The organism is Microbacterium sp. NPDC007973 (assembly GCF_042958465.1).
GTDB classification, from domain to species: domain Bacteria; phylum Actinomycetota; class Actinomycetes; order Actinomycetales; family Microbacteriaceae; genus Microbacterium; species Microbacterium galbum.
This window is the reverse complement of sequence record NZ_JBIBJJ010000003.1, coordinates 349,979-375,125: the sequence shown is the minus strand read 5'-3', so window position 1 is coordinate 375,125 and position 25,147 is coordinate 349,979. Positions and strand designations below refer to the sequence as shown.

General features: G+C 71.3%; 27 protein-coding genes. 23 read left to right on the top strand and 4 right to left on the bottom strand.

What is annotated here, in order from left to right:
• The first annotated feature begins 17 nt into the window (after window positions 1–17).
• The 15 genes from ACFZA2_RS10785 (at window position 18) to ACFZA2_RS10715 (ending at window position 14,421) form a co-directional block, all read left to right on the top strand.
• Window positions 18–662: a DUF1990 family protein gene (locus ACFZA2_RS10785; protein WP_315995623.1), complete on the top strand. Its 645-nt coding sequence runs from the start codon at window positions 18–20 to the stop codon at window positions 660–662.
• Window positions 662–1,879: a radical SAM family heme chaperone HemW gene (hemW, locus tag ACFZA2_RS10780; protein ID WP_391404346.1), complete on the top strand. Its 1,218-nt coding sequence runs from the start codon at window positions 662–664 to the stop codon at window positions 1,877–1,879. Before ACFZA2_RS10785 ends, hemW begins: the two co-directional genes overlap by 1 nt.
• Before the next feature lie 137 nt (window positions 1,880–2,016).
• Window positions 2,017–3,057: a heat-inducible transcriptional repressor HrcA gene (gene hrcA / locus ACFZA2_RS10775; RefSeq protein ID WP_391404343.1), complete on the top strand. Its 1,041-nt coding sequence runs from the start codon at window positions 2,017–2,019 to the stop codon at window positions 3,055–3,057.
• A 62-nt stretch (window positions 3,058–3,119) separates the two neighbouring features.
• A complete protein-coding gene (gene dnaJ / locus ACFZA2_RS10770; RefSeq protein WP_363391797.1) occupies window positions 3,120–4,244 on the top strand; it encodes a molecular chaperone DnaJ in 1,125 nt (374 codons plus the stop codon).
• 2 nt (window positions 4,245–4,246) lie between these two features.
• Window positions 4,247–4,981 carry a 16S rRNA (uracil(1498)-N(3))-methyltransferase gene (locus ACFZA2_RS10765; protein WP_391404340.1) on the top strand — a complete coding sequence of 245 codons (735 nt, stop codon included), beginning with the start codon at window positions 4,247–4,249 and terminating at the stop codon, window positions 4,979–4,981.
• 172 nt (window positions 4,982–5,153) lie between these two features.
• A complete protein-coding gene (locus ACFZA2_RS10760) occupies window positions 5,154–5,501 on the top strand; it encodes an HIT domain-containing protein (RefSeq protein ID WP_363391793.1) in 348 nt (115 codons plus the stop codon).
• A 49-nt stretch (window positions 5,502–5,550) separates the two neighbouring features.
• Window positions 5,551–6,576, top strand: a complete 1,026-nt coding sequence (locus tag ACFZA2_RS10755) for a PhoH family protein (protein WP_391405285.1) — start codon at window positions 5,551–5,553, stop codon at window positions 6,574–6,576.
• Window positions 6,573–7,040, top strand: a complete 468-nt coding sequence (gene ybeY / locus ACFZA2_RS10750) for an rRNA maturation RNase YbeY (RefSeq protein ID WP_076675771.1) — start codon at window positions 6,573–6,575, stop codon at window positions 7,038–7,040. The genes ACFZA2_RS10755 and ybeY overlap by 4 nt, the downstream gene beginning before the upstream one ends.
• The gene (locus tag ACFZA2_RS10745) at window positions 7,037–8,347 is read left to right on the top strand and encodes a hemolysin family protein (protein ID WP_391404335.1); all 1,311 of its coding nucleotides are present in this window, start codon (window positions 7,037–7,039) and stop codon (window positions 8,345–8,347) included. Before ybeY ends, ACFZA2_RS10745 begins: the two co-directional genes overlap by 4 nt.
• Window positions 8,344–9,237, top strand: a complete 894-nt coding sequence (gene era, locus ACFZA2_RS10740; protein WP_391404332.1) for a GTPase Era — start codon at window positions 8,344–8,346, stop codon at window positions 9,235–9,237. Before ACFZA2_RS10745 ends, era begins: the two co-directional genes overlap by 4 nt.
• 87 nt (window positions 9,238–9,324) lie before the next feature.
• Window positions 9,325–10,272, top strand: a complete 948-nt coding sequence (locus ACFZA2_RS10735; RefSeq protein ID WP_391404330.1) for a zinc-binding alcohol dehydrogenase family protein — start codon at window positions 9,325–9,327, stop codon at window positions 10,270–10,272.
• Window positions 10,269–10,853: a GNAT family N-acetyltransferase gene (locus tag ACFZA2_RS10730; protein WP_391404327.1), complete on the top strand. Its 585-nt coding sequence runs from the start codon at window positions 10,269–10,271 to the stop codon at window positions 10,851–10,853. Before ACFZA2_RS10735 ends, ACFZA2_RS10730 begins: the two co-directional genes overlap by 4 nt.
• 180 nt (window positions 10,854–11,033) lie before the next feature.
• A complete protein-coding gene (gene leuA, locus ACFZA2_RS10725; protein WP_391404324.1) occupies window positions 11,034–12,794 on the top strand; it encodes a 2-isopropylmalate synthase in 1,761 nt (586 codons plus the stop codon).
• A 20-nt stretch (window positions 12,795–12,814) separates the two neighbouring features.
• Complete coding sequence (locus ACFZA2_RS10720) at window positions 12,815–13,603, top strand: methyltransferase domain-containing protein (protein ID WP_391404321.1); 789 nt, start codon at window positions 12,815–12,817, stop codon at window positions 13,601–13,603.
• Between the two features lie 26 nt (window positions 13,604–13,629).
• Window positions 13,630–14,421: an MOSC domain-containing protein gene (locus ACFZA2_RS10715; RefSeq protein ID WP_391404318.1), complete on the top strand. Its 792-nt coding sequence runs from the start codon at window positions 13,630–13,632 to the stop codon at window positions 14,419–14,421.
• Between the two features lie 60 nt (window positions 14,422–14,481).
• Here the strand turns inward: ACFZA2_RS10715 and ACFZA2_RS10710 are convergent, their stop codons facing one another.
• On the bottom strand, window positions 14,482–15,174 hold the full coding sequence (locus ACFZA2_RS10710) for a trimeric intracellular cation channel family protein (RefSeq protein WP_391404315.1): 693 nt from the start codon (window positions 15,172–15,174) through the stop codon (window positions 14,482–14,484).
• A gap of 86 nt (window positions 15,175–15,260) precedes the next feature.
• Here ACFZA2_RS10710 and recO point away from each other — a divergent pair, with 86 nt between their 5' ends.
• Window positions 15,261–15,989, top strand: coding sequence for a DNA repair protein RecO (recO, locus tag ACFZA2_RS10705; RefSeq protein ID WP_391404312.1), 729 nt, complete (start codon window positions 15,261–15,263; stop codon window positions 15,987–15,989).
• A complete protein-coding gene (locus ACFZA2_RS10700; RefSeq protein ID WP_391404309.1) occupies window positions 15,986–16,789 on the top strand; it encodes an isoprenyl transferase in 804 nt (267 codons plus the stop codon). The genes recO and ACFZA2_RS10700 overlap by 4 nt, the downstream gene beginning before the upstream one ends.
• A gap of 4 nt (window positions 16,790–16,793) precedes the next feature.
• Here the strand turns inward: ACFZA2_RS10700 and ACFZA2_RS10695 are convergent, their stop codons facing one another.
• From ACFZA2_RS10695 to ACFZA2_RS10685, 3 genes are read right to left on the bottom strand one after another with little or no spacing between them, the layout of a single operon-like run.
• Window positions 16,794–17,717 (bottom strand): hydroxyacid dehydrogenase, encoded by a 924-nt coding sequence (locus ACFZA2_RS10695; RefSeq protein WP_391404306.1) that lies wholly within the window; start codon window positions 17,715–17,717, stop codon window positions 16,794–16,796.
• Entirely contained in the window at window positions 17,710–18,312 is a 603-nt protein-coding gene (locus ACFZA2_RS10690; protein ID WP_391404303.1) for an RraA family protein, read from the bottom strand. Before ACFZA2_RS10690 ends, ACFZA2_RS10695 begins: the two co-directional genes overlap by 8 nt.
• Before the next feature lie 29 nt (window positions 18,313–18,341).
• The gene (locus ACFZA2_RS10685) at window positions 18,342–19,139 is read right to left on the bottom strand and encodes an IclR family transcriptional regulator (protein ID WP_391404300.1); all 798 of its coding nucleotides are present in this window, start codon (window positions 19,137–19,139) and stop codon (window positions 18,342–18,344) included.
• A gap of 114 nt (window positions 19,140–19,253) precedes the next feature.
• Here ACFZA2_RS10685 and ACFZA2_RS10680 point away from each other — a divergent pair, with 114 nt between their 5' ends.
• The 6 genes from ACFZA2_RS10680 to ACFZA2_RS10655 all read left to right on the top strand — a co-directional run bounded on the left by ACFZA2_RS10680 (window position 19,254) and on the right by ACFZA2_RS10655 (window position 25,143).
• Window positions 19,254–20,240 carry a Bug family tripartite tricarboxylate transporter substrate binding protein gene (locus ACFZA2_RS10680; RefSeq protein WP_391404297.1) on the top strand — a complete coding sequence of 329 codons (987 nt, stop codon included), beginning with the start codon at window positions 19,254–19,256 and terminating at the stop codon, window positions 20,238–20,240.
• The gene (locus ACFZA2_RS10675) at window positions 20,237–20,848 is read left to right on the top strand and encodes a tripartite tricarboxylate transporter TctB family protein (protein ID WP_391404294.1); all 612 of its coding nucleotides are present in this window, start codon (window positions 20,237–20,239) and stop codon (window positions 20,846–20,848) included. Before ACFZA2_RS10680 ends, ACFZA2_RS10675 begins: the two co-directional genes overlap by 4 nt.
• Entirely contained in the window at window positions 20,848–22,359 is a 1,512-nt protein-coding gene (locus ACFZA2_RS10670; protein WP_391404291.1) for a tripartite tricarboxylate transporter permease, read from the top strand. The genes ACFZA2_RS10675 and ACFZA2_RS10670 overlap by 1 nt, the downstream gene beginning before the upstream one ends.
• Window positions 22,356–23,573, top strand: a complete 1,218-nt coding sequence (locus ACFZA2_RS10665) for a CaiB/BaiF CoA transferase family protein (protein ID WP_391404288.1) — start codon at window positions 22,356–22,358, stop codon at window positions 23,571–23,573. The genes ACFZA2_RS10670 and ACFZA2_RS10665 overlap by 4 nt, the downstream gene beginning before the upstream one ends.
• Window positions 23,570–24,376 (top strand): citryl-CoA lyase, encoded by an 807-nt coding sequence (locus ACFZA2_RS10660; protein ID WP_315995646.1) that lies wholly within the window; start codon window positions 23,570–23,572, stop codon window positions 24,374–24,376. The genes ACFZA2_RS10665 and ACFZA2_RS10660 overlap by 4 nt, the downstream gene beginning before the upstream one ends.
• Window positions 24,377–24,459: 83 nt before the next feature.
• Window positions 24,460–25,143, top strand: a complete 684-nt coding sequence (locus ACFZA2_RS10655) for a DsbA family protein (protein WP_391404284.1) — start codon at window positions 24,460–24,462, stop codon at window positions 25,141–25,143.
• Window positions 25,144–25,147 lie beyond the last annotated feature (4 nt).

The window sequence follows — 25,147 nt, the reverse complement described above, 5'->3', positions numbered from 1 at the left end:
ACCGAGAGGGGTGGATCATGCGCAGGCAGAACTTCACCGATGACACGGTCGACTACGCGGCGGTCGGCGCCACCCAGGCGCCCGACCTGATGCAGTATCCGCCGGAGCACTCCGTGCCCGCCGAAGACGCCTGGCGCATCGGCAGCGGCGAGGAGCGTTTCGCCGCCGCGAGCGAGCTGCTGCTGTCGTGGGCACCGTTGCGCGGCGAGGAACTCAGCATCACCGACGTGCGCCCGGCATCCGGGGAGGGCTACGCGGGCGTCGGCTTCGACGCCGAGGGTGCGCCCGTCGCGCCGAGCCGGCTCGAAGCAGAGCAGCGGTTCGCCGCCGACGGCACGCCGTTCGTCCGCCCCGGCACCGGCGTGCGCCTGCACGGCAAGGTCGACGGACACCGCGCCGACGCCGAGCTGCGCGTCATCTCGGTCTTCGAGGAGCCTCGTCGTGTCGGCTTCATCCTGGGCACCGTGGGGCACTCGATCGTGAGCGGCGAGGAGCTCTTCAGCCTCGAGTGGCGCGAGAACGACGAGGTCTGGTTCGTCGTACGCGCCTTCGATCGGCCCACCGCCCCGTCGTACCGCCTCTTCACCAGCCGCGTCCGGCGTCGGCGCAAGGCGTTGTTCGCGCGCTACCTGCGCGCGATCTCGCCGCTGTACTCCTCCTGATGGGCGGGCCCCTCCCGCTCGGAGACCCCGCGCCGGTCGACGGACGCCTCCCCGACGACCTCGTCATCGATCCCGGCGCCGATTTCGGCGTCTACCTGCACGTGCCGTTCTGCCGCGTGCGCTGCGGCTACTGCGACTTCAACACCTACACGGCGAGCGAGCTCCGCGGAGCGCGGCAGGACGACTTCGCCGACACCCTGGCCACCGAGGTGCGCCTGGCGGGCGCAGTGATGGATGCCGCGGGCGGTCGGCGCGCGGCATCCACGGTGTTCTTCGGGGGCGGGACGCCGACGCTGCTGCCGCCGGGCGACCTCGCCCGCATGCTCGACGCGGTCCGCGACGAGTTCGGTATCGCGCCGGGCGCCGAGGTGACCGTGGAGGCGAACCCCGATACCGTGGACGACGCGGTCGCCGACACCCTCGCCGCCGCCGGGATGACACGCCTGTCGATCGGCATGCAGTCGGCCCGGCCGCACGTGCTCGCGGCGCTCGACCGCACCCACGATCCGCTGAACGTCGCCACCGCGGTCTCGGCCGCGCGCCGCGCCGGTCTCGACGTCTCCGTCGACCTGATCTACGGCGCGCCGGGCGAGTCGCTCGACGACTGGCGCGCCTCGCTCGAGGCGGCGACCGCTCTCGAACCCGACCACGTGTCGGCGTACGCGCTCATCGTCGAGGACGGCACGAAGCTCGCGCGGCAGATCCGCTCCGGCGCTGTCGCGACGCCGGACGACGACCTGCAGGCCGACATGTACGAGCTCGCCGACGATCTGCTCGCCGCCGCGGGCTACGACTGGTACGAGGTGTCGAACTGGTCGCGGGGCGTCGCGCACCGTTCGCGCCACAACCTCGCGTACTGGCGCGGCACCGACTGGTGGGGCTTCGGTCCGGGCGCGCACAGCCATGTCGCGGGGCTGCGCTGGTGGAACGTGAAGCATCCCGCCGCGTACGCCCAGCGTCTCGCCGCCGCCGAATCGCCCGCCGCGGCGCGAGAGCGTCCCGACGAGACGGCGCGTCGGCTCGAATCGGTGCTCCTGCGCAGCCGCATCCGCGAGGGGCTCGCGGTGTCGGAGATCCTCGGCGAGGGGCGCAAGGCCGTGGCATCCCTCATCGCCGACGGGCTCATCGAGGGCCCGGATGCCGTGCGCGGGCGCATCGTGCTGACCCGTCGCGGGCGCCTGCTGGCGGATGCCGTGGTGCGCGCGCTGACGGCCTGACCCGGGGGCGCCTCTCCGCTGTCCACGGGCTGAATCGTCGGTCGTGCCGGCGCCCGCGAGCCGCTCGACGCACGGGCGGGGCGATCGTCGTAGAATTGGCACTCAGTCGAGTCGAGTGCCAAACGGGAGGAGCAGCCATGGTGTCGGAACGCGGCCTCCAGGTCTTGCGCGCGATCGTCCAGGACTACGTCGACACGCGCGAGCCCGTCGGCAGCAAGGCCATCGTCGACCGCCATGCCTTCGGGGTGTCGGCGGCGACCATCCGCAACGACATGGCCCTTCTCGAGGACGAAGACCTCATCGTCGCGCCGCACACGTCGTCGGGACGCGTCCCGACCGACAAGGGCTACCGCGTCTTCGTCGACCACCTCGCCGAGCTCCGCCCGCTGTCGAGTGCCCAGCGCAGCGCCGTCACCTCCTTCCTCGATGAGGCGGGCGACCTCGACGACCTCCTCGCACGCACGGTACGGGCGCTGACGCAGCTGACCGGCCAGGTCGCGATCGTGCAGTACCCCTCGTTCGCCCGCGCCAACGTCACGCACGTCGAACTCGTCGCCCTCGGCGGGCCCCGGGTTCTCGTCATCCTGGTCACCGACACCGGCCGGGTGTCGCAGCGCATCGCGCTCGTGCCCGCCGAGCCCGGCGAGAGCGACATCGCCCTGCTGCGCGCGCGCGTCGGCGCCGTGCTCGTCGGACACAGCGTCGCCGAGAGCTCCCAGCGCGTCTCCGAGGCCCTCACTGCCGGCCCGCGTCCCGGGGTCGTGCTCGACGCGATCGCCGACGCGGTCCTGCGCGTGGTCGGGGAGGAACTCGAGGCCTTCCGTCAGGACCGTCTCGTCATGGCCGGGGCCGCGACCCTCGCCAAGCGCGAGCAGGACTTCCGCGGCAGCATCTACCCGCTCCTCGAAGCGATCGAGGAGCAGGTGACCCTGCTGCGCCTGATGAGCGAGATGGTCGCCGACGAGAAGGGACTGTCGGCGAGTATCGGGCGCGAGAACGAGCCTTTCGGCCTCGTCGAGGCCTCCGTGCTCGCGAGCCGGTACGACGGCTCCACCGGCGGGGCCCGCGTGGGTCTGCTCGGGCCGACCCGCATGGACTACTCCTCCAACCTCGCGGCGGTCCGCGCCGTCGCGCACTATCTGACCCGGATGCTCGAAGACGACGACAGCTCGCGCTGACGTCTCGCGCCGCGAGCACTCCCCACGAGAACGACCCCGCGCGAGCGGGCAGGAAGGCGATTGTGGCTGACCACTACGAGGTCCTGGGCGTCGAACGCGACGCCAGCCCGGAAGACATCAAGAAGGCCTACCGGCGTCTCGCGCGCCAGCTGCACCCCGATGTGAATCCCGGTGAGGACGCGTCCGAGAAGTTCAAACTCGTGACACACGCCTACGACGTGCTGAGCGATCCCGAGCAGCGCCGCCGCTACGACATGGGCGGCGACCAGAGCCCGTTCGGGGGCGGGGGAGCGGCCGGGTTCGGCGGTTTCAGCGACATCTTCGAGACGTTCTTCGGCGGCGCGCAGGGCGGCGGCGGAGGCCGCGGCCCGCGACCGCGGTCACGCCGGGAGCGCGGCCAGGACGCCCTCGTACGCGTCACGCTGCAGCTCGGCGACGTCGTCTTCGGTACGCACCGCGACCTCGAGGTCGACACGGCGGTCCTCTGCGAGACGTGCCAGGGAGCGTGCACGCAGCCCGGTACCAGCGAGGTCACGTGCGACATCTGCCACGGTTCCGGTCACGTGCAGCGCACCGTGCGGAGCCTCCTCGGCAACGTCGTCACCAGCCAGCCCTGCACCGTGTGCCACGGTCACGGCACGACCATTCCCTACCCCTGCGGCACCTGCCAGGGTCAGGGCCGGGTGCGCGCGCGCCGCACGGTGTCGGTCGACATCCCCGCCGGCGTCGAGTCGGGCCTGCGCCTGCAGCTCCCCGGCTCGGGCGAGGTCGGCCCGGCCGGAGGTCCCAACGGCGACCTGTACCTGGAGATCACTGTGGAGGCGCACGACGCGTTCAGCCGCGAGGGCGACGACCTCGTCGCCACCCTCGAGGTGTCGATGCCCGACGCCATCCTCGGCGCCACCACGACGATCGAGTCGCTCGACGGCTCCGTCGACCTCGAGGTGCGCCCGGGCGTGCAGTCGGGTGACGTGCTGACGATCAAGGGCCGCGGCATCACGCCCCTGCGGGGCAGCCAGCGCGGCGACCTGAAGGTCGGTGTGCACGTGGTGACTCCCACGCGCCTCGACCACAAGGAGCGGGCTCTCATCGAGGAGTTCGCCAAGCGCACCAAGGCTCCGGGGCCGCGCCTGGCCGAGCACCAGCAGGGCATGTTCAGCAAATTCCGCGACCGCTTCCGCCACTGAGCATGGCGCTGCACTTCGTCACCGACGACGCCACCGACGCACAGCCGGGGGATGCCGTGACCCTCACCGGGTCGGAGGCGCATCACGCGGCGAGCGTGCGGCGCGTGCGGGTCGACGAGGCGGTCACGCTCGGCGACGGACGCGGCGTGTGGCTCTCGGGGGTCGTGACCGCCGTCGGCCCCAAGCAGGTCGACGTGCGCGTCACGGGCCGCCAGGAGACCGCGGCGCCCGTCCCGCGGTTCGTGCTCGTGCAGGCATTGGCGAAAGGCGACCGCGACGAGCTGGCCGTCCAGGCGGCGACCGAGCTCGGCGTCGATGAGATCGTCCCGTGGCAGGCGGCGCGCAGCGTCTCGCGCTGGGATGCCAAGGCGGACAAGGGGCTCGCGCGCTGGCGGACGATCGTCCGCGAGGCCGCGAAGCAGGCGCACCGCGCGTGGGTGCCCGAGGTCGAGGGCGTGGTGCGGACGGCCGACCTCGTCGCCCGTGCCGGTGCCTCTCTCGTCCTCGTGCTCGAGCCGACGGCATCCGTCCGCCTCACCGAGGTGGCCGCGGAGGCGTCGGACGGTCGCGACGTGGTGCTCGTGGTAGGTCCGGAGGGCGGGATCGCCCCGGAGGAGCTGTCGGCGCTCGAAGAGGCCGGCGCCCGCCTCGTGCGGCTGGGCGACACCGTGCTGCGGACCTCCACCGCGGGGGCCGCGGCCATCTCGGTGCTGTCGGCGGCGCACGGGCGCTGGTGAGCCGGGCCGTGCCGGGCGCTTGTCGCATCCGGGGCGGATATGGCAGAACTCGGGGCGTCGGTTCTCCGCTCCGAGCGACGGGATGCGCCCCGACCCGGGTCGGTGAGCGCCGAGAGGGCGTCGGCGAAACGGCCGAGCCCCGGTGTCGGAGGCCCTCACTAGACTGGATGCCATGAGCGAACCGTCGATCTTCACGCGCATCCTGCAGGGCGAGATCCCTGCCGAGATCGTGGCCGAGACCGAGAACGCCTTCGCGATCCGCGACATCGCCCCTCAGGCGCCGGTGCACCTGCTCGTCATCCCCAAGACGCAGCAGTATCGCAACGTCGTCGAGCTCGCGGCCGGCGACCCGGAGCTTCTGACCGAAGTGATCGGTCTCGCGAACAGCGTCGCCGCCGAGCACGCCGACGGCGATTTCCGTCTGATCTTCAACACCGGCGAGGGCGCCGGACAGACCGTCTTCCATGTGCACGCCCACGTTCTCGCGGGCGGCCTGAACGAAAAGAGCCTGGGTGGCTGATTCCCCCGAAGAGACCGTCTCCGATCAGATCGCCGTCGACGGCGTGGCCATGGTGCAGCTGCTCGGTCCGCAGGACCGTCTCCTGCGCGTCGTCGAGAAGGAGCATCCCGACGTCGACGTGCACGTGCGCGGCAACGAGATCACGCTGTCGGGCTCTCCCGCCGCGGTGCGAGCCGCTCGCGGCCTGGTCGACGAGCTGGTCGCCATGACCCGCTCCGGTCAGGGCCTCGACCCGGCCGACGTTTCGAGTTCCAACCGTATGCTCCGCACCGACGGCGGGCCTCGCCCGTCCGAGGTGATGGGCGAGGCGATCCTGTCGTCGCGTGGAAAGGTGATCCGCCCCAAGACGGCCGGTCAGAAGGAGTACGTCGACGCGATCGACGAGAACACGATCGTGTTCGGCATCGGCCCCGCCGGTACGGGCAAGACGTACCTCGCGATGGCCAAGGCCGTGCAGGCGCTCCAGCGCAAAGAGGTCAACCGCATCATCCTGACCCGACCCGCCGTCGAGGCGGGCGAGCGCCTCGGGTTCCTCCCCGGAACACTGACCGACAAGATCGACCCGTACCTGCGCCCGCTGTACGACGCGCTCAACGAGATGATGGACCCCGACATCGTGCCCAAGCTCATGGCGACGGGCACGATCGAGGTCGCCCCTCTGGCGTACATGCGCGGTCGCACGCTGAACGACTCGTTCGTCGTGCTCGACGAGGCGCAGAACACCACCCCCGAGCAGATGAAGATGTTCCTCACGCGCCTCGGTTTCGGCACCCGCATGGTGGTCACCGGCGACATCACGCAGGTCGACCTCCCGCAGGGCGCCTCGGGTCTGCGTCTGGTCACCCGTGTGCTCGGCGACATCGACGACATCCACTTCTCGCGCCTGACCAGCGACGACGTCGTGCGTCACTCCCTGGTCGGCCGTATCGTCGACGCGTACAGCGAGTACGACGAGAAGCGCCTGGCCGCGCGTCGCGAACGCGACGAGGCCTCCGAGTTCGCCAACCGTGCGGAGCGACGCGGCCCCGGTGCCGCCGGACCCCGCGATCACCTCCCGAGACGAAACCGCTCATGACGATCGAGATCAACAACGAATCCGGCCACGAGGTCGACGAGCAGGTCCTGCTGCGCCTGATGGAGTACAACCTTGCGGAGCTGCACGTCAGCGCCGACGCCGACGTGGCGATCGTGCTCGTCGACGAGGGGGCCATGGAGTCGCTCCACGTGCAGTGGATGGACGAGCCCGGGCCCACCGACGTGCTGAGCTTCCCGATGGACGAACTGCGTCCCGGCTCCGAGGACGCCCCCACCCCCGCGGGACTGCTGGGCGACATCGTGCTGTGCCCCGCCGTGGCCGAGACGCAGGCGGTCGCCGCGAAGCACTCGACGCAGGACGAGCTCATCCTCCTCACCACGCACGGGTTGCTGCACCTCCTCGGATTCGATCACGCCGAACCCGACGAGGAGCGCGAGATGTTCGGGCTCCAGCGGGAGCTGATCACCGGGTTCCAGGCCGTCGAGCGCCAGCGTCGGGCATGACCGAAGCGCTCCTCCTCGTCGCCGCCTTCCTCCTCGTCGCGTTCGGCGGCCTGATGGCGGCCTCCGAGGCGGCGCTCGGCGTGACCTCGCGCACCGACCTCCTCGAGCTCGGCGCTTCAGGCCGCAACGCCCGATCGCTCCGGCGGATCGCCGACGACACGAGCGCGCACAACACCGCGGTGGTGTTCATCCGCGTGCTCGCCGAGACGACCGCCGCCGTGCTCGTCGCCGCCGCGTTCATGCTGATCTTCGACGACATCTGGTGGGCCGTGATCGCCGCGGCCGTGCTCATGACGGGCATCTCGTTCGTCGCGGTGGGGGCGAGTCCGCGCTCCGTCGGTCGCCAGCACGCGCGCGGTCTGCTGCGCGGCGTCGCCCCCGTCATCCGGGGCATGCGCATCCTGCTCGGCCCGCTCGCGCATGGTCTCGTCGCCGTCGGCAACCGCGTGACGCCGGGGGTGTCGCACTCCACCTCGTTCGCGTCGGAGGAGCAGCTGCTCAGCATCATCGACGAGGCGGCCGAGAACGAGTTGATCGAGGAAGACGATCGCGAGCTCATCCACTCGGTCTTCGACTTCACCGATCGCTACGTCCGCGAGGTCATGGTGCCGCGCACCGACATGGTCAGTGTGGATGCCGCGGCCACCTCCCGCGAGGCCCTCGCGCTGTTCCTCGAGAAGGGCGTCTCCCGGGTGCCCCTCGCCGATGACGACGCCGACGACGTCGTGGGCGTGCTGTACCTGAAGGATCTCGTGCAGTTCGGCTTCCGCGACGAGGCCGGCTGGCGCGACGCCCCCATCCGCCGCATCGCCCGGCCGGCCGTCTTCGTCCCCGAGTCGATGAAGGCCGAGACGCTGCTGCAGCAGATGAAGAAAGATGCCGTCCACGTCTGCCTGGTCGTCGACGAGTACGGCGGCGTCGCGGGTCTCGTGACCCTTGAGGACCTCATCGAGGAGCTGGTGGGCGAGATCGCCGACGAATACGACGCTCCCAACACCGAGATCGTCGAGCTCGGCGAGGGCCGCTACCGCATCAACGCCCGCCTCGGGCTCGACGAGGTCGGCGACCTGTTCGGTCTCGAGCTCGACGACGAGGACGTCGACTCGATCGGCGGTCTGCTCGGCAAGGCGCTCGGCCGCATCCCTCAGCCCGGCGCCACCGCCGAGCACTCGGGCCTCGTGATGACCGGAGGCGCGTCGCGCGGCCGGAACCGGGGCATCGCCACCGTGATCGTCGAGCGCAGCGAGATCTCCGCCGACGACGACGCCGACGCAGAGCTGTCGGCGCGTGAAAGGAACGACAGATGACCGACACCCGCTCCGGGTTCGTGACCTTCGTGGGGCGACCCAACGTCGGCAAATCCACCCTGACCAACGCGCTCGTGGGCGAGAAGGTCGCCATCACCAGTGAGAAGCCGCAGACGACGCGCCGCGCGATCCGCGGCATCGTCAACCGCCCCGGCGGTCAGCTCGTGGTGGTGGACACCCCCGGCATCCACCGCCCGCGCACCCTGCTCGGTCAGCGCCTGAACGACCTCGTCGAGCAGGTGCTCGGCGACGTCGACGTCATCGCCTTCTGCGCACCGGCGACCGAGAAGGTCGGTCCCGGCGATCGCCGCATCGCGGAGTCGCTGTCGGGCTACCCGCGCGCGAAGAAGGTCGCCCTCGTGACCAAGACCGACGCCGCGACCCGCGACCAGATCACCGAGCGTCTCGTCGAGGTCGATTCCCTGCGCGAGGACTGGGCGGCGGTCATCCCGCTGTCGGCGGTGACCAACGATCAGCTCGACGTGCTGAGCGACGAGCTGCTCGCCCTCATGCCCGAGGGCCCCGCGCTGTACGCCGACGACGTGGTGACCGACGAGACGCTCGAAGACCGCATCGCCGAGATCATCCGCGAGGCGGCCCTGCACGGCGTGCGCGACGAGCTCCCGCACTCGATCGCCGTGACGGTCGACGACGTCGCACCGCGCGAGGACAGCGACCTGACCGACGTGTACGCGAACATCGTCGTCGAGCGCGACAGCCAGAAGGCCATCATCATCGGCAAGAAGGGCTCGCGCCTGGCGGATGTGGGCGCGCGAGCGCGCGCGGGCATCGAGCCTCTCGTGGGCGGCCGCGTCTATCTGTCGCTGCACGTGCGGGTGGCGAAAGAATGGCAGCGCGACCCGAAGCAGCTCGGACGACTCGGCTTCTGAGCCCCGGAGACCGCGCGACACCCGCTCGGTCCCCGACCGCGTGACCCCGACCGTGCCGAACGCGCGGTCGCAACGAAAGGTGCAGGCATGGCGAAGAGGTGGACGGCTCCGGCTCCGGGGCCCATCGAGACGTGGAGCTTCGACGAGGTCGACGTCGCCGCCCCCGGACCGGGCGAGGTGACGATCCGCGTGCGCGCGGCCGGCATCAACCCCGCCGACGCGAAGCACGTCGCGACGCAGCGCCCCGGCGCGACGTTCCCGGTGCCGATCGGGTACGAGCTGTCGGGTGAGATCACCGCGGTCGGCGATGGCGCGGTCGGCGGCTCGGGAGAGCTCGCGGTCGGCGACGAGGTCGTGGCGTTCCGGGTGCAGGGCGCCTACGCGACCGACCTCACCGTGCCCGCCCGCGACGTCTTCGCGAAGCCCGCGAGCCTGTCGCATCCCGAGGCGGCCAACCTGCTGCTCGCCGGAACCACGGCCGCCGAGATGATCCAGGTCACCCGGGTCGTCGAGGGCGAGACGGTGCTGCTCCACGGCGCCTCCGGCGCCGTCGGCGTGAGCCTGCTCCAGCAGGCGCGCGAACTCGGCGTCCGTGTGATCGGCACGGTCGGGGCGGATGCCGACGACTCGGCCGAGCGCGTTCGTCGCTACGGCGGGATCCCGGTGGCCTACGGCGACGGACTGCGCGAGCGCGTCGAGGTCGCGGCCGACGGAGCGGCGATCGTCGCCGCCTGGGACGCGGCGGGGACCGACGAGGCCATCGACGTCTCGCTCGAGCTGGTCTCGGACCGCGACCGCATCGTCACCATCGTCTCGCCCGATCGCGCGAAGGCCGACGGCATCCTGTGGATCGCCGGAGCCCGCCCGGAGAGCGCCCGTTTCCGCGACATCGCCCGCGCTCGGGTGCTGGAGCTCGCGGCATCCGGGGCCCTGGAGGTTCCCCTCGCCCGCACGTACCCGCTCGCCGAGGCGGTCGAGGCCGTGCGCTTCGTCATGACCGGGCACCCCGGCGGCAAGGTCGCCCTCCTGCCGTGAGCTCGTCGCCGTTCGCCCTGCCGCCCGCGCCCGAGACCCTCGAGGTGACGGGGGAGCGCGTGCGCCTGCGCCCGTTCGAGGAGCGCGACCTCGAGGCCATGGCCGGCTACCGCGGCGACGCCGAGGTGTGCCGATTCCTCCCGTTCGACCCGCAGTCGCCCGACGACATCCGGCGCCGCATCGGGCATCTGTTCGGCGGGACGAGCCTGGAGGGCGAGCGCGGCGGTGTCGTCCTGGTCATCGAGAGCGAGGGCGCCGTCATCGGCGACCTCGTGCTGTTTCACCTCGACACGGACGCGGGATCCGCCGAGATCGGCTGGGTCGTGAGCCCGGGGGCATCCGGCCGGGGGCTCGCCACCGACGCGGTGCGCGCTCTCATCGACACCGCCTTCGGCGTCTACGGTCTGCGCCGGGTGGAGGCCCGGATCGATCCCGACAACGCCCGCTCGGTCGCGCTCGCCGAACGCCTCGGCATGCGCCGGGAGGCGCATTTCGTCGAGAAGGGATGGTCCAAGGGGCGCTGGGGCGACCTGCTCGTGTACGCCGTGCTGGCGCGCGAGTGGGCAGCGCCCGCGGCCTGACGTCGGCGGCTCGCGACGCGGACGCGGCGGAGGCCGCGGTGCGGGGCTGCTACGATCGCTCCATGCGCTTCGGTGGCCTTCTTCTTCTTAGCTGCCGCGACGAGTCCTCGTTCTAAGGGCCTTCCTCGTCGCGGAGATCGTCGTCGGCCCCACCGAACGAATCTAAAGAAGCGACACATCATGAAGAACACCCAGAAGCCCACGTCCGCTCCGGTGCACAAGTACCGTCCCTTCCACGAGCAGATCCGGGTCGACCTGCCCGACCGCACGTGGCCGAGCAAGCGCATCGAGGTCGCACCGCGCTGGTGCGCCGTGGATCTGCGCGACGGCAACCAGGCCCTGATCGATCCGATGAGCCCCGAGCGCAAGCGGGTCATGTTCGACCTGCTGGTGAAGATGGGCTACAAGGAGATCGAGGTCGGTTTCCCGAGCGCCAGCCAGACCGACTTCGACTTCGTCCGCCAGCTGATCGAAGAAGATCTCATCCCCGACGACGTCACGATCCAGGTACTGACGCAGGCGCGTGAGCACCTCATCGCCCGCACGTACGAGGCGATCGCCGGCGCGAAGCAGGCCATCGTGCACCTGTACAACTCTACAAGCGTGCTGCAGCGCGAGGTCGTGTTCCGCACCGATGAGCAGGGCATCGTCGACATCGCCCTCGAGGGCGCGCGCCTGTGCAAGAAGTACGAGGCGACGATCCCGCAGACCGAGGTCTACTACGAGTATTCGCCCGAGAGCTACACCGGTACCGAGCTGGAGTTCGCGCTGCGCATCTGCAACGAGGTGCTCGAGGTCTTCCAGCCGACGGCCGAGCGCAAGGTCATCCTGAACCTCCCCGCCACCGTCGAGATGGCCACGCCCAACGTCTACGCGGATTCCATCGAGTGGATGTCGCGGAACCTCAACCACCGCGAGAACGTCATCTTGTCGCTGCACCCGCACAACGACCGCGGCACGGCGGTGGCCGCCGCCGAGCTGGGCTACATGGCCGGTGCCGACCGCATCGAGGGGTGCCTGTTCGGCAACGGCGAGCGCACCGGCAATGTCGACCTGGTGGCCCTGGGCATCAACCTGCTGACGCAGGGCATCGACCCGCAGATCGATTTCAGTGACATCGACCAGGTCAAGCGCACCGTCGAGTACTGCAACCAGCTGCCCGTCCCCGAGCGCAGCCCCTGGGCCGGCGACCTGGTCTTCACCGCGTTCAGCGGTTCGCATCAGGATGCCATCAAGAAGGGCTTCGAGGCGATGGAGGCCCGCGCGACGGCCGAGGGCAAGACGATCGACGAGATCGAGTGGGCGGTGCCGTACCTGCCGATCGATCCGAAGGACCTGGGCCGCTCGTACGAGGCCGTCATCCGCGTCAACTCGCAGTCGGGCAAGGGCGGCGTCGCCTACCTGCTGAAGGCCGACCACGCGATCGACCTGCCGCGCAAGCTCCAGATCGAGTTCTCGGGCGTCGTGCAGGCGCGCACCGACGCCGAGGGCGGCGAGGTCTCGAGCGCCCAGATCTGGGACATCTTCACCGACGAGTACCTGCCCGCGACCGACGACGACCAGCGCTGGGGCCGCTTCGAGCTGCTCTCGACCCGCTCCTCGAGCGACATGTCGGGTGATGTGCACCTCGACGTCTCGCTGCGCGACGGCGACACCACGCACCCGGCCTCGGCCGTGGGCAACGGTCCGGTCGCCGCGTTCCTCGAGATCGTCCGTTCGCAGGGGTTCGACGTGACGCTGTACGACTACGTCGAGCACGCCCTCAGCTCCGGCGGCGACGCGCAGGCCGCGGCCTACGTCGAGCTGCAGGTCGACGACCAGCGCCTGTGGGGCGTGGGGATCGACGGCGACATCTCGACGGCGTCGCTGAAGGCGATCGTGTCGGGCGTCAACCGCGCGATCCGCACGCGTCAGGCCGCCGGCGCCCTCGCGGGCGTCTGACCCGACCGGAGCCTCCGGCCGTGGCCTACGCCCACGGACACCACGAGAGCGTGCTGCGTTCCCACGCCGCGCGCACCGTCGCCGACTCGGCGGCGTACCTGGTGTCTTCGCTGTCGGCCGGCACCCGCATCCTCGATGTGGGCGCCGGCCCCGGCACCATCACCGTCGACCTCGCCGACCGGGTCTTCCCGGGTGAGGTCGTCGGGGTGGATGCCGCCTCCGACGTCGTCGAGATCGCCCGCGCCGCCGCCGGCGAGCGCTCGAACGTGACGTTCCGCACCGGCGACGCCTACGCCCTCGACGTGCCCGACGCCTCGTTCGACATCGTCCACGCCCATCAGGTGCTCCAGCATCTCGAGCGGCCCGTCGACGCCCTGCGGGAGTTCCGCCGCGTCGCGGGACCGGACGGCCTGGTGGCGGTGCGCGACGTCGACTACGGCGGGGTGATCTGGCACCCGCTCATCCCCGCCCTCGACGAATGGCTCGACATCTACCACGGCGTGCACCGCGGGTCGTCGGGAGAACCCGACGCGGGGCGCGTGCTGAAGGCGTGGGCGCGCGAAGCCGGGTTCTCGCGCATCGACGCGAGCGCGAGCGTGTGGGTGTTCGACACGCCGGACAAGCGCGCCTGGTGGGGCGGCATGTGGGCCGACCGTGTGCTCGCCTCGGCGTTCGCGGCGCACGCCAGGCGACTGGGCCTCGCGGATGAGGCGACCCTGCAGCGCATCTCCGACGCGTGGCGGGAGTGGGCCGCGCACCCCGACGGGTGGATCCTGCTGCCGCACGGCGAGGTGCTCGCCCGGTGGTGACGGCGGTGGAGGGCGTGGATGCGAGGATGAGCGATGTGATCCGCGTCGACGCCCTCTACCGCTACCCCGTCAAGGGCTTCACGCCCGAGAAGCGCGACAGTCTCGTCGTCCAGGACGATGGTCGCGTGCAGGGCGATCGCTCGCTCGTGTTCCGCTTCGCCGATGCCCTCGAGCCGGCGGATGCCACCTTCCCGAAGAGCCGCGGACTCGCGCTCATGACGTTCCCCACGCTGGCGCGCGTGGAGCTCACCTTCGACGATGGGGCGCGGACGCTGCGACTGCGCGTCGACGACATCGACGTGACCGCCGACCTGAGCGACGAGGGCCGTGCGCGGCTCAGCGAGGCGGTCACGGCCTACCTGCGCTCGACGAGCGATGCGAAGCTGCTCGAGGCCGACGGCATCCTGCCCCTGGGGCTGCTCGGCGACGGAATGACGGCACGCTTCCAGGACCGGCCCCGCGGGTACGTCTCGCTGCATGGAGCGCCGTCGGTTTCCAACCTGGATGCCGCGGTGCCGGCGCCCGTCGATGACCGCCGGTTCCGCTCGAACATCGTCGTCTCGGGCGCGGCCCCGTGGGAAGAGCTCGCGTGGCGCGGTCGCGTGCGGATCGGCGAGGTGGAGTTCGAGGTGCAGAAGCCGATCGAGCGGTGCGCGGCGATCACCGCGAACCCCGACACCGGCGTGCGCGACGCGCGCCTGCTCCGCGTGCTGACCGACGAGTTCGGTCAGGACGAGCCGACCCTCGGCATCCTGTTGCTCCCCGTCGCGGCGGGCGGAACGATCCGCGTCGGCGACGAGGTCGTCCTCGACGCGTGAGTCGCCGGGATTCGTCGCCGCGCGCCTGCCCGAAGCGACGAATCGTGGCGACTCGCCCGTTCACTCGTCGGTGCGGATGATCGGGATGCCGGTGGTCTCGACCGCGACCTTGCGGCGGTAGAGCTTGCGCTGCTCGGGCAGCGACAGGTCGAACAGCACGGCGAACACGCGGAGCACCGTCGTCACCACCACCCCGATCACCGCGGCGAGCGGCAGCGGGACGCCGAAACCCGCGGAGATCGCGAGCACCACGCACCCGGCACCGGCGGCGACGGCGTAGAGCGAGCCCACGTGCATGATCGCGACCGGCAGCCCCATCAGCACGTCGCGGAGCACGCTGCCGCCGGCCGCGGCGACCACCCCCACGAAGATGGCGGGCACCGCGGGCATGCCGAGCGCGAGGGCCTTCGAGGTGCCGAAGGCGCCGAAGAGTCCGATCACGACGGCGTCGAGCATCACGATCGCACGGTTCAGCCGCTGGAAGATCCCCGACAGCAGCATGCCCACGATCGAGGCGAGCGTCGCGGTGATGAGGTACCAGTTGCTCTGCAGCGTGGCCGGCGTGAGACCCAGCAGTAGGTCGCGGATGAGACCCCCGCCCATCCCGAGCAGGATGCCGATGATCGCCACCCCGAGCAGATCGAGCCGGCGCTGGCCCTGGAACCCCGAGGCGAACAGGGCTCCCTGGACGCCGCCGAGCGCGACGGCGGTCAGGTCGGCCCACAGGGGGATGACGAAGGTCGGGGAGTCCACGGCATCCATTCTCCGGCCCGTGCGCGGGCGGGTGGGGGAGGCGCGTCGCGCAGGCCGCTCACGGGTGCGCGGACGGATAATGGACTGTGCCCACCTACCGCGACGAGGTCGTGGTCCTGCGTACCCACAAGCTCGGGGAGGCGGACCGCATCCTCACCCTCCTCAGCCGCCGCAACGGAAAGATCCGCGCGGTCGCGAAGGGCGTGCGGCGGACGTCGTCGAAGTTCGGCTCGCGCCTCGAGCCCTTCATGGTCGCCGACGTGCAGCTGTTCAAGGGCCGCAACCTCGACATCGTCCAGCAGGCCGAGTCGCTCGGCTCGTACGGGGCGGACATCGTCGTCAACTACGACCGGTACACCACCGCGAGCGCGATGGTCGAGACCGCCGACCGCCTGAACGAGGCCGAAGCGACCCCGCAGCAGTACCTCCTCCTCGTCGGAGGCCTTCGTTCCCTCGCCCGCGGCGATCACTCTGAGCGGAGCGTGCTCGACTCCTATCTCCTGCGCGCCATGGCCCTCTCGGGCTGGGCGCCGGGGCTCACGGAGTGCGCGCGGTGCGGCACGGTCGGCGACCACGATTACTTCCTCGCCCAGCTCGGCGGCGTGGTCTGCTCGACGTGCGCGCCCGCGGGCTCGCCGCGCGTCGCGCGCGACACCGTCGACATGCTCCGCGCGCTCATGGCGGGGGAGTGGGAGACCATCGACACCGCCCCCGGCCGCACGGTGGCCGCCGCCTCGGGCCTCGTGGCCGCGTACGCGCAGTTCCACCTGGAGCGCGGCATCCGTTCCCTCTCGCACCTGGAGTCGCATCGATGACACCGAAGCCGTTCACGCACCGCGACGCCGTGCCGTACCGCCCCCTCGACTGGACGGGCGAGTACCCTCCCAGCTACCCCAAGGGGGCCGTGCCCGAGCACGTCGCGATCGTCATGGACGGCAACGGTCGCTGGGCCAACCGCCAGGGGCTCACGCGCGTCGAGGGTCACCGCGCGGGAGAGGCCGCGCTGCTCGACGTGGTCGCGGGAGCCATCCAGGCCGGGGTGAAGCACCTGTCGGTGTACGCCTTCTCGACCGAGAACTGGTCGCGTTCTCCCGATGAGGTGCGCTTCCTCATGGGCTTCAACCGCGAAGTCCTGCATCGTCGCCGCGACCAGCTGAACGAGTGGGGCGTGCGCATCCGCTGGTCGGGTCGCAAGCCGCGGCTGTGGGGCTCGGTCATCAAGGAGCTCCAGCACGCGGAGCGCCTCACCGAGGGCAACTCCACCCTCACGTTGACGATGTGCGTCAACTACGGCGGGCGGGTGGAGATCGTGGATGCCATGCGCCGGATCGGCGAGGACATCGCGGCCGGGAAGCTCAAGCCGTCGGCCGTGACCGAGAAGCTGATCCGCAAGAACCTCTACCAGCCCGACATGCCCGACGTGGATCTGTTCGTGCGCTCCAGTGGCGAGCAGCGGACCTCGAACTTCCTGCTGTGGGAGTCCGCGTACGCCGAGATGGTGTTCCTCGACACGCTCTGGCCCGACTTCCGCCGCACGCACCTGTGGGATGCCATCGGGCTGTACCTCTCGCGCGATCGCCGCTTCGGCGGGGCCGTCGACGCGCCGACAGCATGACCGCCTAGGGCGCCAGCTCGGCCCGGAGGGAGGCGGCGGCCTCCATGGCCACGCGTCGCATCGCCTCGCGCGTCTGCCCGCCGATGTGAGGGGTCACCACCACGTTCGCCCGACCGCGCAGCGGGTGGTCCGCGGGCATCGGCTCGACCTCGGAGACGTCGAGCCCCGCCCCGCCGACCTCGCCGGCGTCGAGTGCCAGGGCCAGCGCCTCCTCGTCGACGACCCCTCCGCGCGACGTGTTCACCACGACCGCGTTCGGACGCATGAGGCGGAACTGCGGGGTGCTGAGCAGTCCTCGCGTTCCGGGGACGAGGGGCACGTGCACGCTGACCGCGTCGGACTCAGCGAGCAGTTCATCGAGGGGACGCGGATCGGAGCCGTCAGCGCGGACGACGTCGTCGGGCACGGCGGGATCGAACGCGAGGATGCGCATGCCGAAGCCTCCGCGGGCGATCCGTGCGACGCGGCGTGCGATCCGGCCGTAGCCGATGAGCCCGAGCGTCGAGCCGCTCAGTTCGCCCCCGACCAGGGCGTCACGGTCGGCGATCCCGGACGCCGCGGCCCCGATGCCGCGCCGCACCGCCATGAGCAGGGCGATCGCGTGCTCGGCGACCGAGAGCACGTTCGCTTCGGGTGTGGTCGTGACCCGGATGCCGTGCTCCCGGGCGAAGGCGGTGTCCACGGTGTCGGTTCCGACGCCGTGCCGCGCGATGATGCGCAGCCGTGGCATGCGGCTCAGCTGGTCGGCATCCATCCGGGCGGTGCGCAGGAGCACGCCCTGGGCGAGCGGCGCGATCTCGGCCTCGGTCGCGGCCTCCTCCCCCCAGCCCCGGCGGACCTCCGCCCACGTCTCGAGCTCGCCGATCGCGTCGGGGTGCACCGCGCGGGGGATCCAGATGAGTGGGCGGTCGGTCGCCACCTCAGACACGCGGCACCAGGGCGCGGTTGGCGCTGCGGCGGTCGGCCTCTCCGAGCACCAGGGCGTCGGCGGCGGACATGACCTCGGCGATGCGCTCGCGAGGGACGATCGTGACCCCGTCGGCGTCGCCGACGACCCAGTCGCCCGGCGCCACGGGAACCCCGCCCACGGTGACGACGGCGCCGAGGCGGTAGGGGCCGGTCTTCCACGGCCCCGCGGGCGTCACGGTGCGGGCGAAGACCGGCACGCCCACCTCGCGCAGCTCGACAACATCGCGGGCGGCTCCGTCGAGCACGATGCCGGCGACCTCGAGCGCTCTCGCCTTCTCGGCGACGAGCTCGCCGATGAGCGCGCGCGTCTCATCCGCCCCGCCGTCGACGACGAGGACCTCTCCCGCGCGGATCTGCTCGAACGCCGCGTGCACGCCCTTGTTGTCACCGGGGCGGGTGAGGAGCGTGGCTGCGGGTCCGGACACGACCGCCCCCTCCCAGAGGGGGGAGACGCCGCGGGCCACGCCGAAGCGCTCCATCGCGTCGCCGACGGTCGCGGCGGCGTAGGCGCCGGGCGGCGGGTAGGTCGTGCTGTCGGGGATCGTGCTCGTCATCGGGCGGTCCTCTCGATCGGGGGAAGGGATCAGTCCAGGGCGGCGGGCAGGCCGGTGCGCCGGATGTCGGCGGCCGCCGCCGTCAACGCGTCGAGGAACACGGGCACCCGTTCCTCGGTGAAGCGCGCGGTGGGTCCGCCGAGCCCGAGCACGACCGCCGGTCGGCGCTCGTCACCCTCGCGCACGATGACCGCGACGCCGCTGTTGCCGGGCTCTCGCGCGCCGTGCGACACGGCGTACCCGTCGCGACGGGCGTCGTCCACCGCTGCACGGAAGGCGTCGACGTCGACGGCGGACCGCTCGGCCGCGGGAAGGGCCGCAAGGACGTGCTCGGCGGCGTCGGGCCCGCTCGCCGCCACGAGGAGCGTCGAGGCGGCTCCGAGCACGAGCGGCATCTCGTCGCCGACCTGGACGACGTGGCGGAGCGAGTAGGGGCTGGGCGACTGCCCGACGGCTACGCGCCGCAGGCCGCTGCGCGCGTACAGGCTCGCGGTCTCGCCGGTCTCCTGGGCGAGCCGCGTCATGCGGTCGGCGGTCTCGTCGGGGACGGCCCACGCGGCCTCGGCGAACGCCGCCAGACGGATCAGGCGCGCCCCCACCGTGATGCGTCCGTCGGCGGCGTGCCGCAGCATCCGCTCGCCGACGAGGGTGTCGATCAGGCGCAGCACCGTGGTGCGCGGGAGCCCGCTCTCGCGGACGATCTCGGCGAGCGAGAGCACGGGCCGGGCCGCGGTGAAGCACTGCAGCACCTCGAACGCGCGGGTGACGGCGCGCACGCCCCCTCCCTCGGAAGCAGAACGCTCGGATGCCTCGGTCACGGTGGACACGGTCGCTCCCCTCCGCGGTGCCCCGGTTGCACCTGCTCGGTCCCGAGTGTACCGTCTGGTGGACACCGGAGTCCACTAGATGGACACCTGACATCTTCACGAAGGAGTGACGACGTGAGAACCAGACGCGTCCTGTGGAACGCCCTCGGGATCGCCGCCACCGCGGCGCTCGTCGGCGTGGCCGCAGTGAATGCCAGCGGCTCGACCGCCGGAGTGGACCCCCGCGCCAAGCTGACCATCATGGCCCCGGCCGCACCCGGCGGGGGGTGGGACCTCGCCTCCCGCGAGTCGCAGCAGGTCCTGCGCTCGACCTCGGTCGTGAACAACGTGCAGGTGGTGAACGTCCCCGGAGCCGGCGGCACGATCGGTCTCGGCCAGTTCACGCAGCTCGGCGACGATCCGACGAACCTCATGATGACCGGCACGGTCATGGAGGGCGCGATCACGGTCAACGGATCGGAGGCGACCCTGGGCGACACGACTCCGATCGCCCGGCTCGCCGAGGACTACATCGTCTTCATCGTGCCCGCGAACTCGCCCTTCCAGAACCTCGACGACTTCATCCAGGCCTGGCGCGCCGACCCGCACGGCCAGGCCGTCGGCGGCGGCGGCATCGGCGGCACCGACCATCTGCTGACCGGTCTGACGGCGCAGGCCGCCGGCATCGACCCCGGCGCGATCAACTACGTCTCGTACGCGGGCGGCGGCGAAGTGCTGACCGCCCTGCTGTCGAACACGGTGGCGGTCGGCGTCAGCGGCTACAACGACTTCAGCGATCAGATCGAGGCCGGACGCCTCCGGGCCCTCGCCGTCTCGGCCGAGGAGCCGGTGCCCGGCATCGACATCCCCACCTTCATCGAGCAGGGCGTCGACGTGAACCTGCCGAACTGGCGAGGACTCGTGGCGCCCCCCGGCATCACCGACGCGCAGCGCGACGAACTCGTCGCCATTGTCGAGGAGATGGCCGCGACCCCCGAGTGGACCGAGGTGATGGAGCGCAACCGCTGGCGCGACGCACTGCTGACCGGCTCCGACTTCGCCGACTTCATCGAGCAGGACCAAGCGCGTGTGAACGCCATCATCGAGGAGCTGGGCCTGTGAGCGGCGTCATCCCCACCATCCCGCGAACCCACCGCGTCCGCACCTCCGACGGGTTCTGGCGCCGCCGCTCCGGACTCGTCGTCCCGGCGGTGATGCTCGCCATCGGCATCGCTCTCATCATCGGCACGATCACGATGACCGTGCCGGCCAACACCGCACCCCCGGGCCCGCAGCTGTTCCCGTCGATCATCGCGGTCGCCGTGATCGTGCTCGCGGTGCTGCTCGCGGTCGACATCCTGCGCCGGCCGGAACCGGTCGACGTGGCCGACGCCGGCCCCACCGACAGTGACGCCGACGTCGACGACGAGGCGCTCATCGCCGCCGTGGAGGGCCGTGAACCCGACGCGCCCGCCGTGCGGCCCCGCAGCAACCTGTGGGCCATGCTCGGCGCCGTCGGCACGGTCGTCGTCTTCATCGCGGCACTCACCCCGCTGGGGTGGCTGCTCTCGGGAGCATTCCTGTTCTGGGGAATCGCCCGCGCGCTCGGCAGCCGCCGGCCGGTCTTCGACATCTTCCTGTCGCTGGCGATCTCCGCCCTCGTGCAGATCGCCTTCTCGGGCGGCCTCGGACTCAATCTTCCGCCCGGAATCCTGGAAGGACTCTTCTGATGGATGCTCTCGTCAACCTGGGGGAGGGCTTCGCCGTCGTCCTCACCCCCATCAACATGCTGTGGGTGCTCATCGGCGCCGTTCTGGGGACCGCGGTCGGCGTGCTGCCGGGCCTCGGCTCGGCGATGGCCGTCGCGCTGCTGCTGCCCGTCACCTTCTCGCTCGACCCCATCGGTGCGTTCATCATGTTCGCCGGCGTGCTCTTCGGCGGCCTCTTCGGCGACTCGATCGCCGGCATCCTCATGAACACCCCCGGCAACAGCACCGCGATCGCGGGCTCGATCGAGGGTCACCGCATGGCCAAGAGCGGCCGCGCCGCGCAGGCGCTCGCCACCTCGGCGATCGGTGCCTTCATCGGCGGGATCGTGGCATCCATCCTCGTTGTGTTCTTCGCGCCGCGCCTGGCGGAGCTGGCGACCCTCTTCGGCCCCGCCGAGTACCTCGCGCTCGCCGTGTTCGCGTTCGTGGCGATCTCCGCCGTGGTGACCGAGTCGGTGGTGCGCGGTCTCGCGGCCCTGGTGATCGGTCTGGCGATCTCGGTCGTCGGCATCGACGGCGCCTCCGGCACCTCGCGCTTCACCTTCGGCCTGCCGGAACTGTTCGACGGCATCGACATCGTCGTGATCACGGTCGGGCTCCTGGCACTGGGCGAGGTGTTCAGCGTCGCCGCACGACGCGGCACGCCCGACGAGACGAAGCTGCTGCCCTCGACCGGCCGGCTCTGGCTGTCGTTCCGCGAGCTGCGGCAGGCGCTTCCCGCGTGGCTGCGCGGCACGGCGATCGGCATCCCGTTCGGCATCATCCCCGTCGGCGGCTCCGAGGTGCCCACGTTCCTGTCGTACGGCGCCGAGCGCAAGCTCGACGGTCGCCGCAAGAAGCCGATGTTCGGACGCGGAGCGATCCAGGGTGTCGCCGGTCCCGAGGCGGCCGGCAACGCCACCGCCGGAACGGCGATGGGCGCCCTGCTCGCGCTGGGCCTTCCGACCTCGGCTACCGCGGCGATCCTGCTCGCGGCCTTCCGGCAGTACGGACTGCAGCCGGGGCCCCTGCTGTTCGACCGCGCGCCCGACCTCGTGTGGGCTCTGCTGGCGAGCTTCTTCGTCGGCATGGTCGTGCTGCTCATCCTCAACCTCCCGTTCGCGCCGTTGTGGGCGAAGCTGCTCAAGGTGCCGCGTCACTACCTCTACGCCGGCATCACGGTCTTCGCGATGCTGGGCGTCTACGCCACCAGCAGCAAGATCCTCGACCTCGTGCTCGTGCTCGTGGTGGGCCTGCTCGGCTTCCTCATGCGCCGCTACGGACTGCCGGTCGCGCCGATGCTGATCGCGATCATCCTCGGACCGCTCGCCGAGACCGAGTACCGCCGCGCGATGGCCGTCAGCGAGGGGGATGCCGGCATCCTGGTGTCGAGTCCCATCTCGATCACCCTCTACGCGGTGCTCGCGATCGCGATCGTCGGGGTCGTCTTCACCCGCGTCCGCTCAGCTCGCCGTTCGAAGGTGACGGCATGACGGATGCCACGACGTCGGGGCCGCTCGCCGGAGTGACGGTCCTCGATCTGACGAACGTGCTCGCGGGCCCCTACGCCGCGTACCAGCTCGCGCTGATGGGCGCCGACGTCATCAAGGTCGAGACCCCGCACGGCGGCGACCTGGCCCGACGACTCGGCACCTCGGCCAGGCTGAACGCGCGCCACCTCGGCATCTCCTTCCTCGCCCAGAACGCGCAGAAACGGTCGATCACACTCGACCTCAAGACGGAGGGCGGCGCGCAGGCGCTGCGCCGGCTGGTCGCGACCGCCGACGTGCTGGTGGAGAACTTCCGGCCGGGGGTGCTGGAGCGACTCGGGTTCGGCTGGGAGCAGCTGCGGGCCCTCAACTCCCGCCTCATCCTGTGCCAGATCTCCGGGTTCGGCCAGACCGGACCGATGCGGACGAAGCCGGCGTACGACCAGATCATCCAGGGCTACTCGGGGATGATGAGCGTCACGGGGACCGAGGAGACCGGCCCGCTGCGCGCCGGCTTCCCCCTCGCCGACACCATCGGCGGGCTCGCCGCGGCCTTCGCCGTGTCGAGCGCTCTCGCCGGCCGGGCCCGCACGGGGGTCGGCAGCGTCATCGACGTGTCGATGCTCGAGACCGCCGTGACCGCGATGGGCTGGGTGGTGTCGAACCTGCTCGTCGACGGTCACGAGCCGCGACCGCTCGGCAACGACAACGGCACCGCGGCACCCTCGGGCGCCTTCGCCACCGGCGACGGGCTGCTCAACATCGCCGCGAACAAGCAGGAGCAGTTCGAGACGCTGTGCGCGCTCGTCGATCGGGCGGAGCTCAGCACCGACCCGCGGTTCGCCGAACGCGAGAGTCGCAAGACCCACCGGGCGGCGCTCACCGCAGAACTGGAACGCGCCCTCGCGACCCGGCCCGCGGCCGAGTGGGAGGACCTCCTGAGCTCGGCCGGGGTCCCGGCCGCGGCCGTCCTGCGCGTGGACCAGATGCTCGCGAGCCCGCAGATCCGCGATCGCGGGCTCGTGCACGAACTGCCGTTCCCGGGCGGCGGCGGTGATCCGTTGCGGGTGCTCGGCAACGGCATCCGCATCGACGGGGCTCCCTCCACCCCGCGCACCCCGCCCCCGGTGCTCGGCGAGCACACCGACGAGATCCTGGCGGCGCTCGGCTACTCCGCCGACGACATCGCCGCCCTGCGCGAGGAAGGCGCCGTATGACCGACGACCAGCTCGCCCCCGTCACCGCCTGGTGGGCTACCGCCATCACCCGCATCCAGCCCGGGGAAATCGCCTTCCGCGGTCGCCCGGTGCAGGACCTCATCGGCACGACGGGCTTCGTCGACACGATCTGGCTGCTCGTGACCGGTGGCGACCTCGCGCCGGCGCGCCGGCACCTGCTCGAGGCGACCCTGGTCGCCAGTGTCGATCACGGACCGCAGGCGCCGTCGATCGCGAGCGCACGCATGGCGGCCACGTGCGGCGTCGGCATCAACTCGGCGATGGCGAACGGCATCAACGTGCTCGGCGACACCCATGGCGGCGCCGGCCAGCAGTGCGTCGCGATGCTCGGCCGCATGGTGGACGCGCACCGCGAGGGCGCCGGGAACTGGGACGACCTCGCCACCGACGAGATCGCGCAGCACCGCGCGCGCGGCGCGTTCGTGCCGGGCTTCGGGCATCGCTTCCACCCCGTCGATCCGCGCCGCGATCCGCTGCTCGCGCTGGTCGAGCAGGCCGCGGCGTCGGGAGACGTCGTCGGCGACCATCTCCGTGCCGGCCTCGCGATCGAGCGGGCGCTCGCCTCACGCGGAGTGCCGATGAACATCGACGGCATCTCGGCGATCGTGTACGGCGAGCTCGGGGTCGAGCCGGAGCTCGCGCGCGGACTCTTCGTCCTCGCGCGGTCCGTCGGGATCCTCGCCCATGCGTGGGAGGAGAGCCGCTCGGGTCGGCGCATCAAGGGTCCGCTGCCTCCTCCGCTGCTCGCGGATTACACGGGGCCGGCGGTGCCGGAGCGATGACCCGCCGAGGATGAACGGCGGGTGGTCCGGAAGAAGGATGCCGCGCGGGGAATAGACCGACGGGTCGAGCGGTTGCATGCGATATGACGGATGCCATCAAGATCGACGTGTGGAGCGACATCGCCTGCCCCTGGTGCTACATCGGCAAGCGGAACCTCGAGAACGGCCTGGCCGCTACGGCCGCGGACGACGACGCGCCGGTCGTCGAGATCGAGTACCACTCGTTCGAGCTCTCGCCCGACACCCCCGAGGACTTCCACGGCGGCGAGGTCGACTACCTCTCGCAGCACAAGGGCATCTCTCCCGAGCAGGCCCGCGAGATGCTCGACCGCGTCACGGGCGTCGCCGCCGACGCGGGGCTGGCGTACCGCTTCGACATCCTGCAGCACACCAACACCGTGAAGGCGCACGAGCTGCTGCACTTCGCGAAGGAGAACGGCAAGCAGCTGGAGCTCGCCGAGCTGCTCATGTCGGCGTACTTCCTCGAGGGCAAGCACGTGGGTCGCGACGACGACCTCGTCGCCCTCGCGGTCGAGGTCGGTCTCGACGAGGCCGAAGCCCGCGAGGCCCTGTCCTCCCAGCGCTACCGCGCCGCCGTGCGCGCCGACCAGGAGCAGGCCCGCCAGTTCGGCATCACCGGCGTTCCCTTCTTCGTGATCGACGGCAAGTACGGCGTGAGCGGTGCACAGCCGGTCGAGGCGTTCTCGCAGATCGCCCGTCAGGTGTGGGGCGAGCGTCGTGGGGTCGCGGAGACCGCCGACGCGTGAGGCT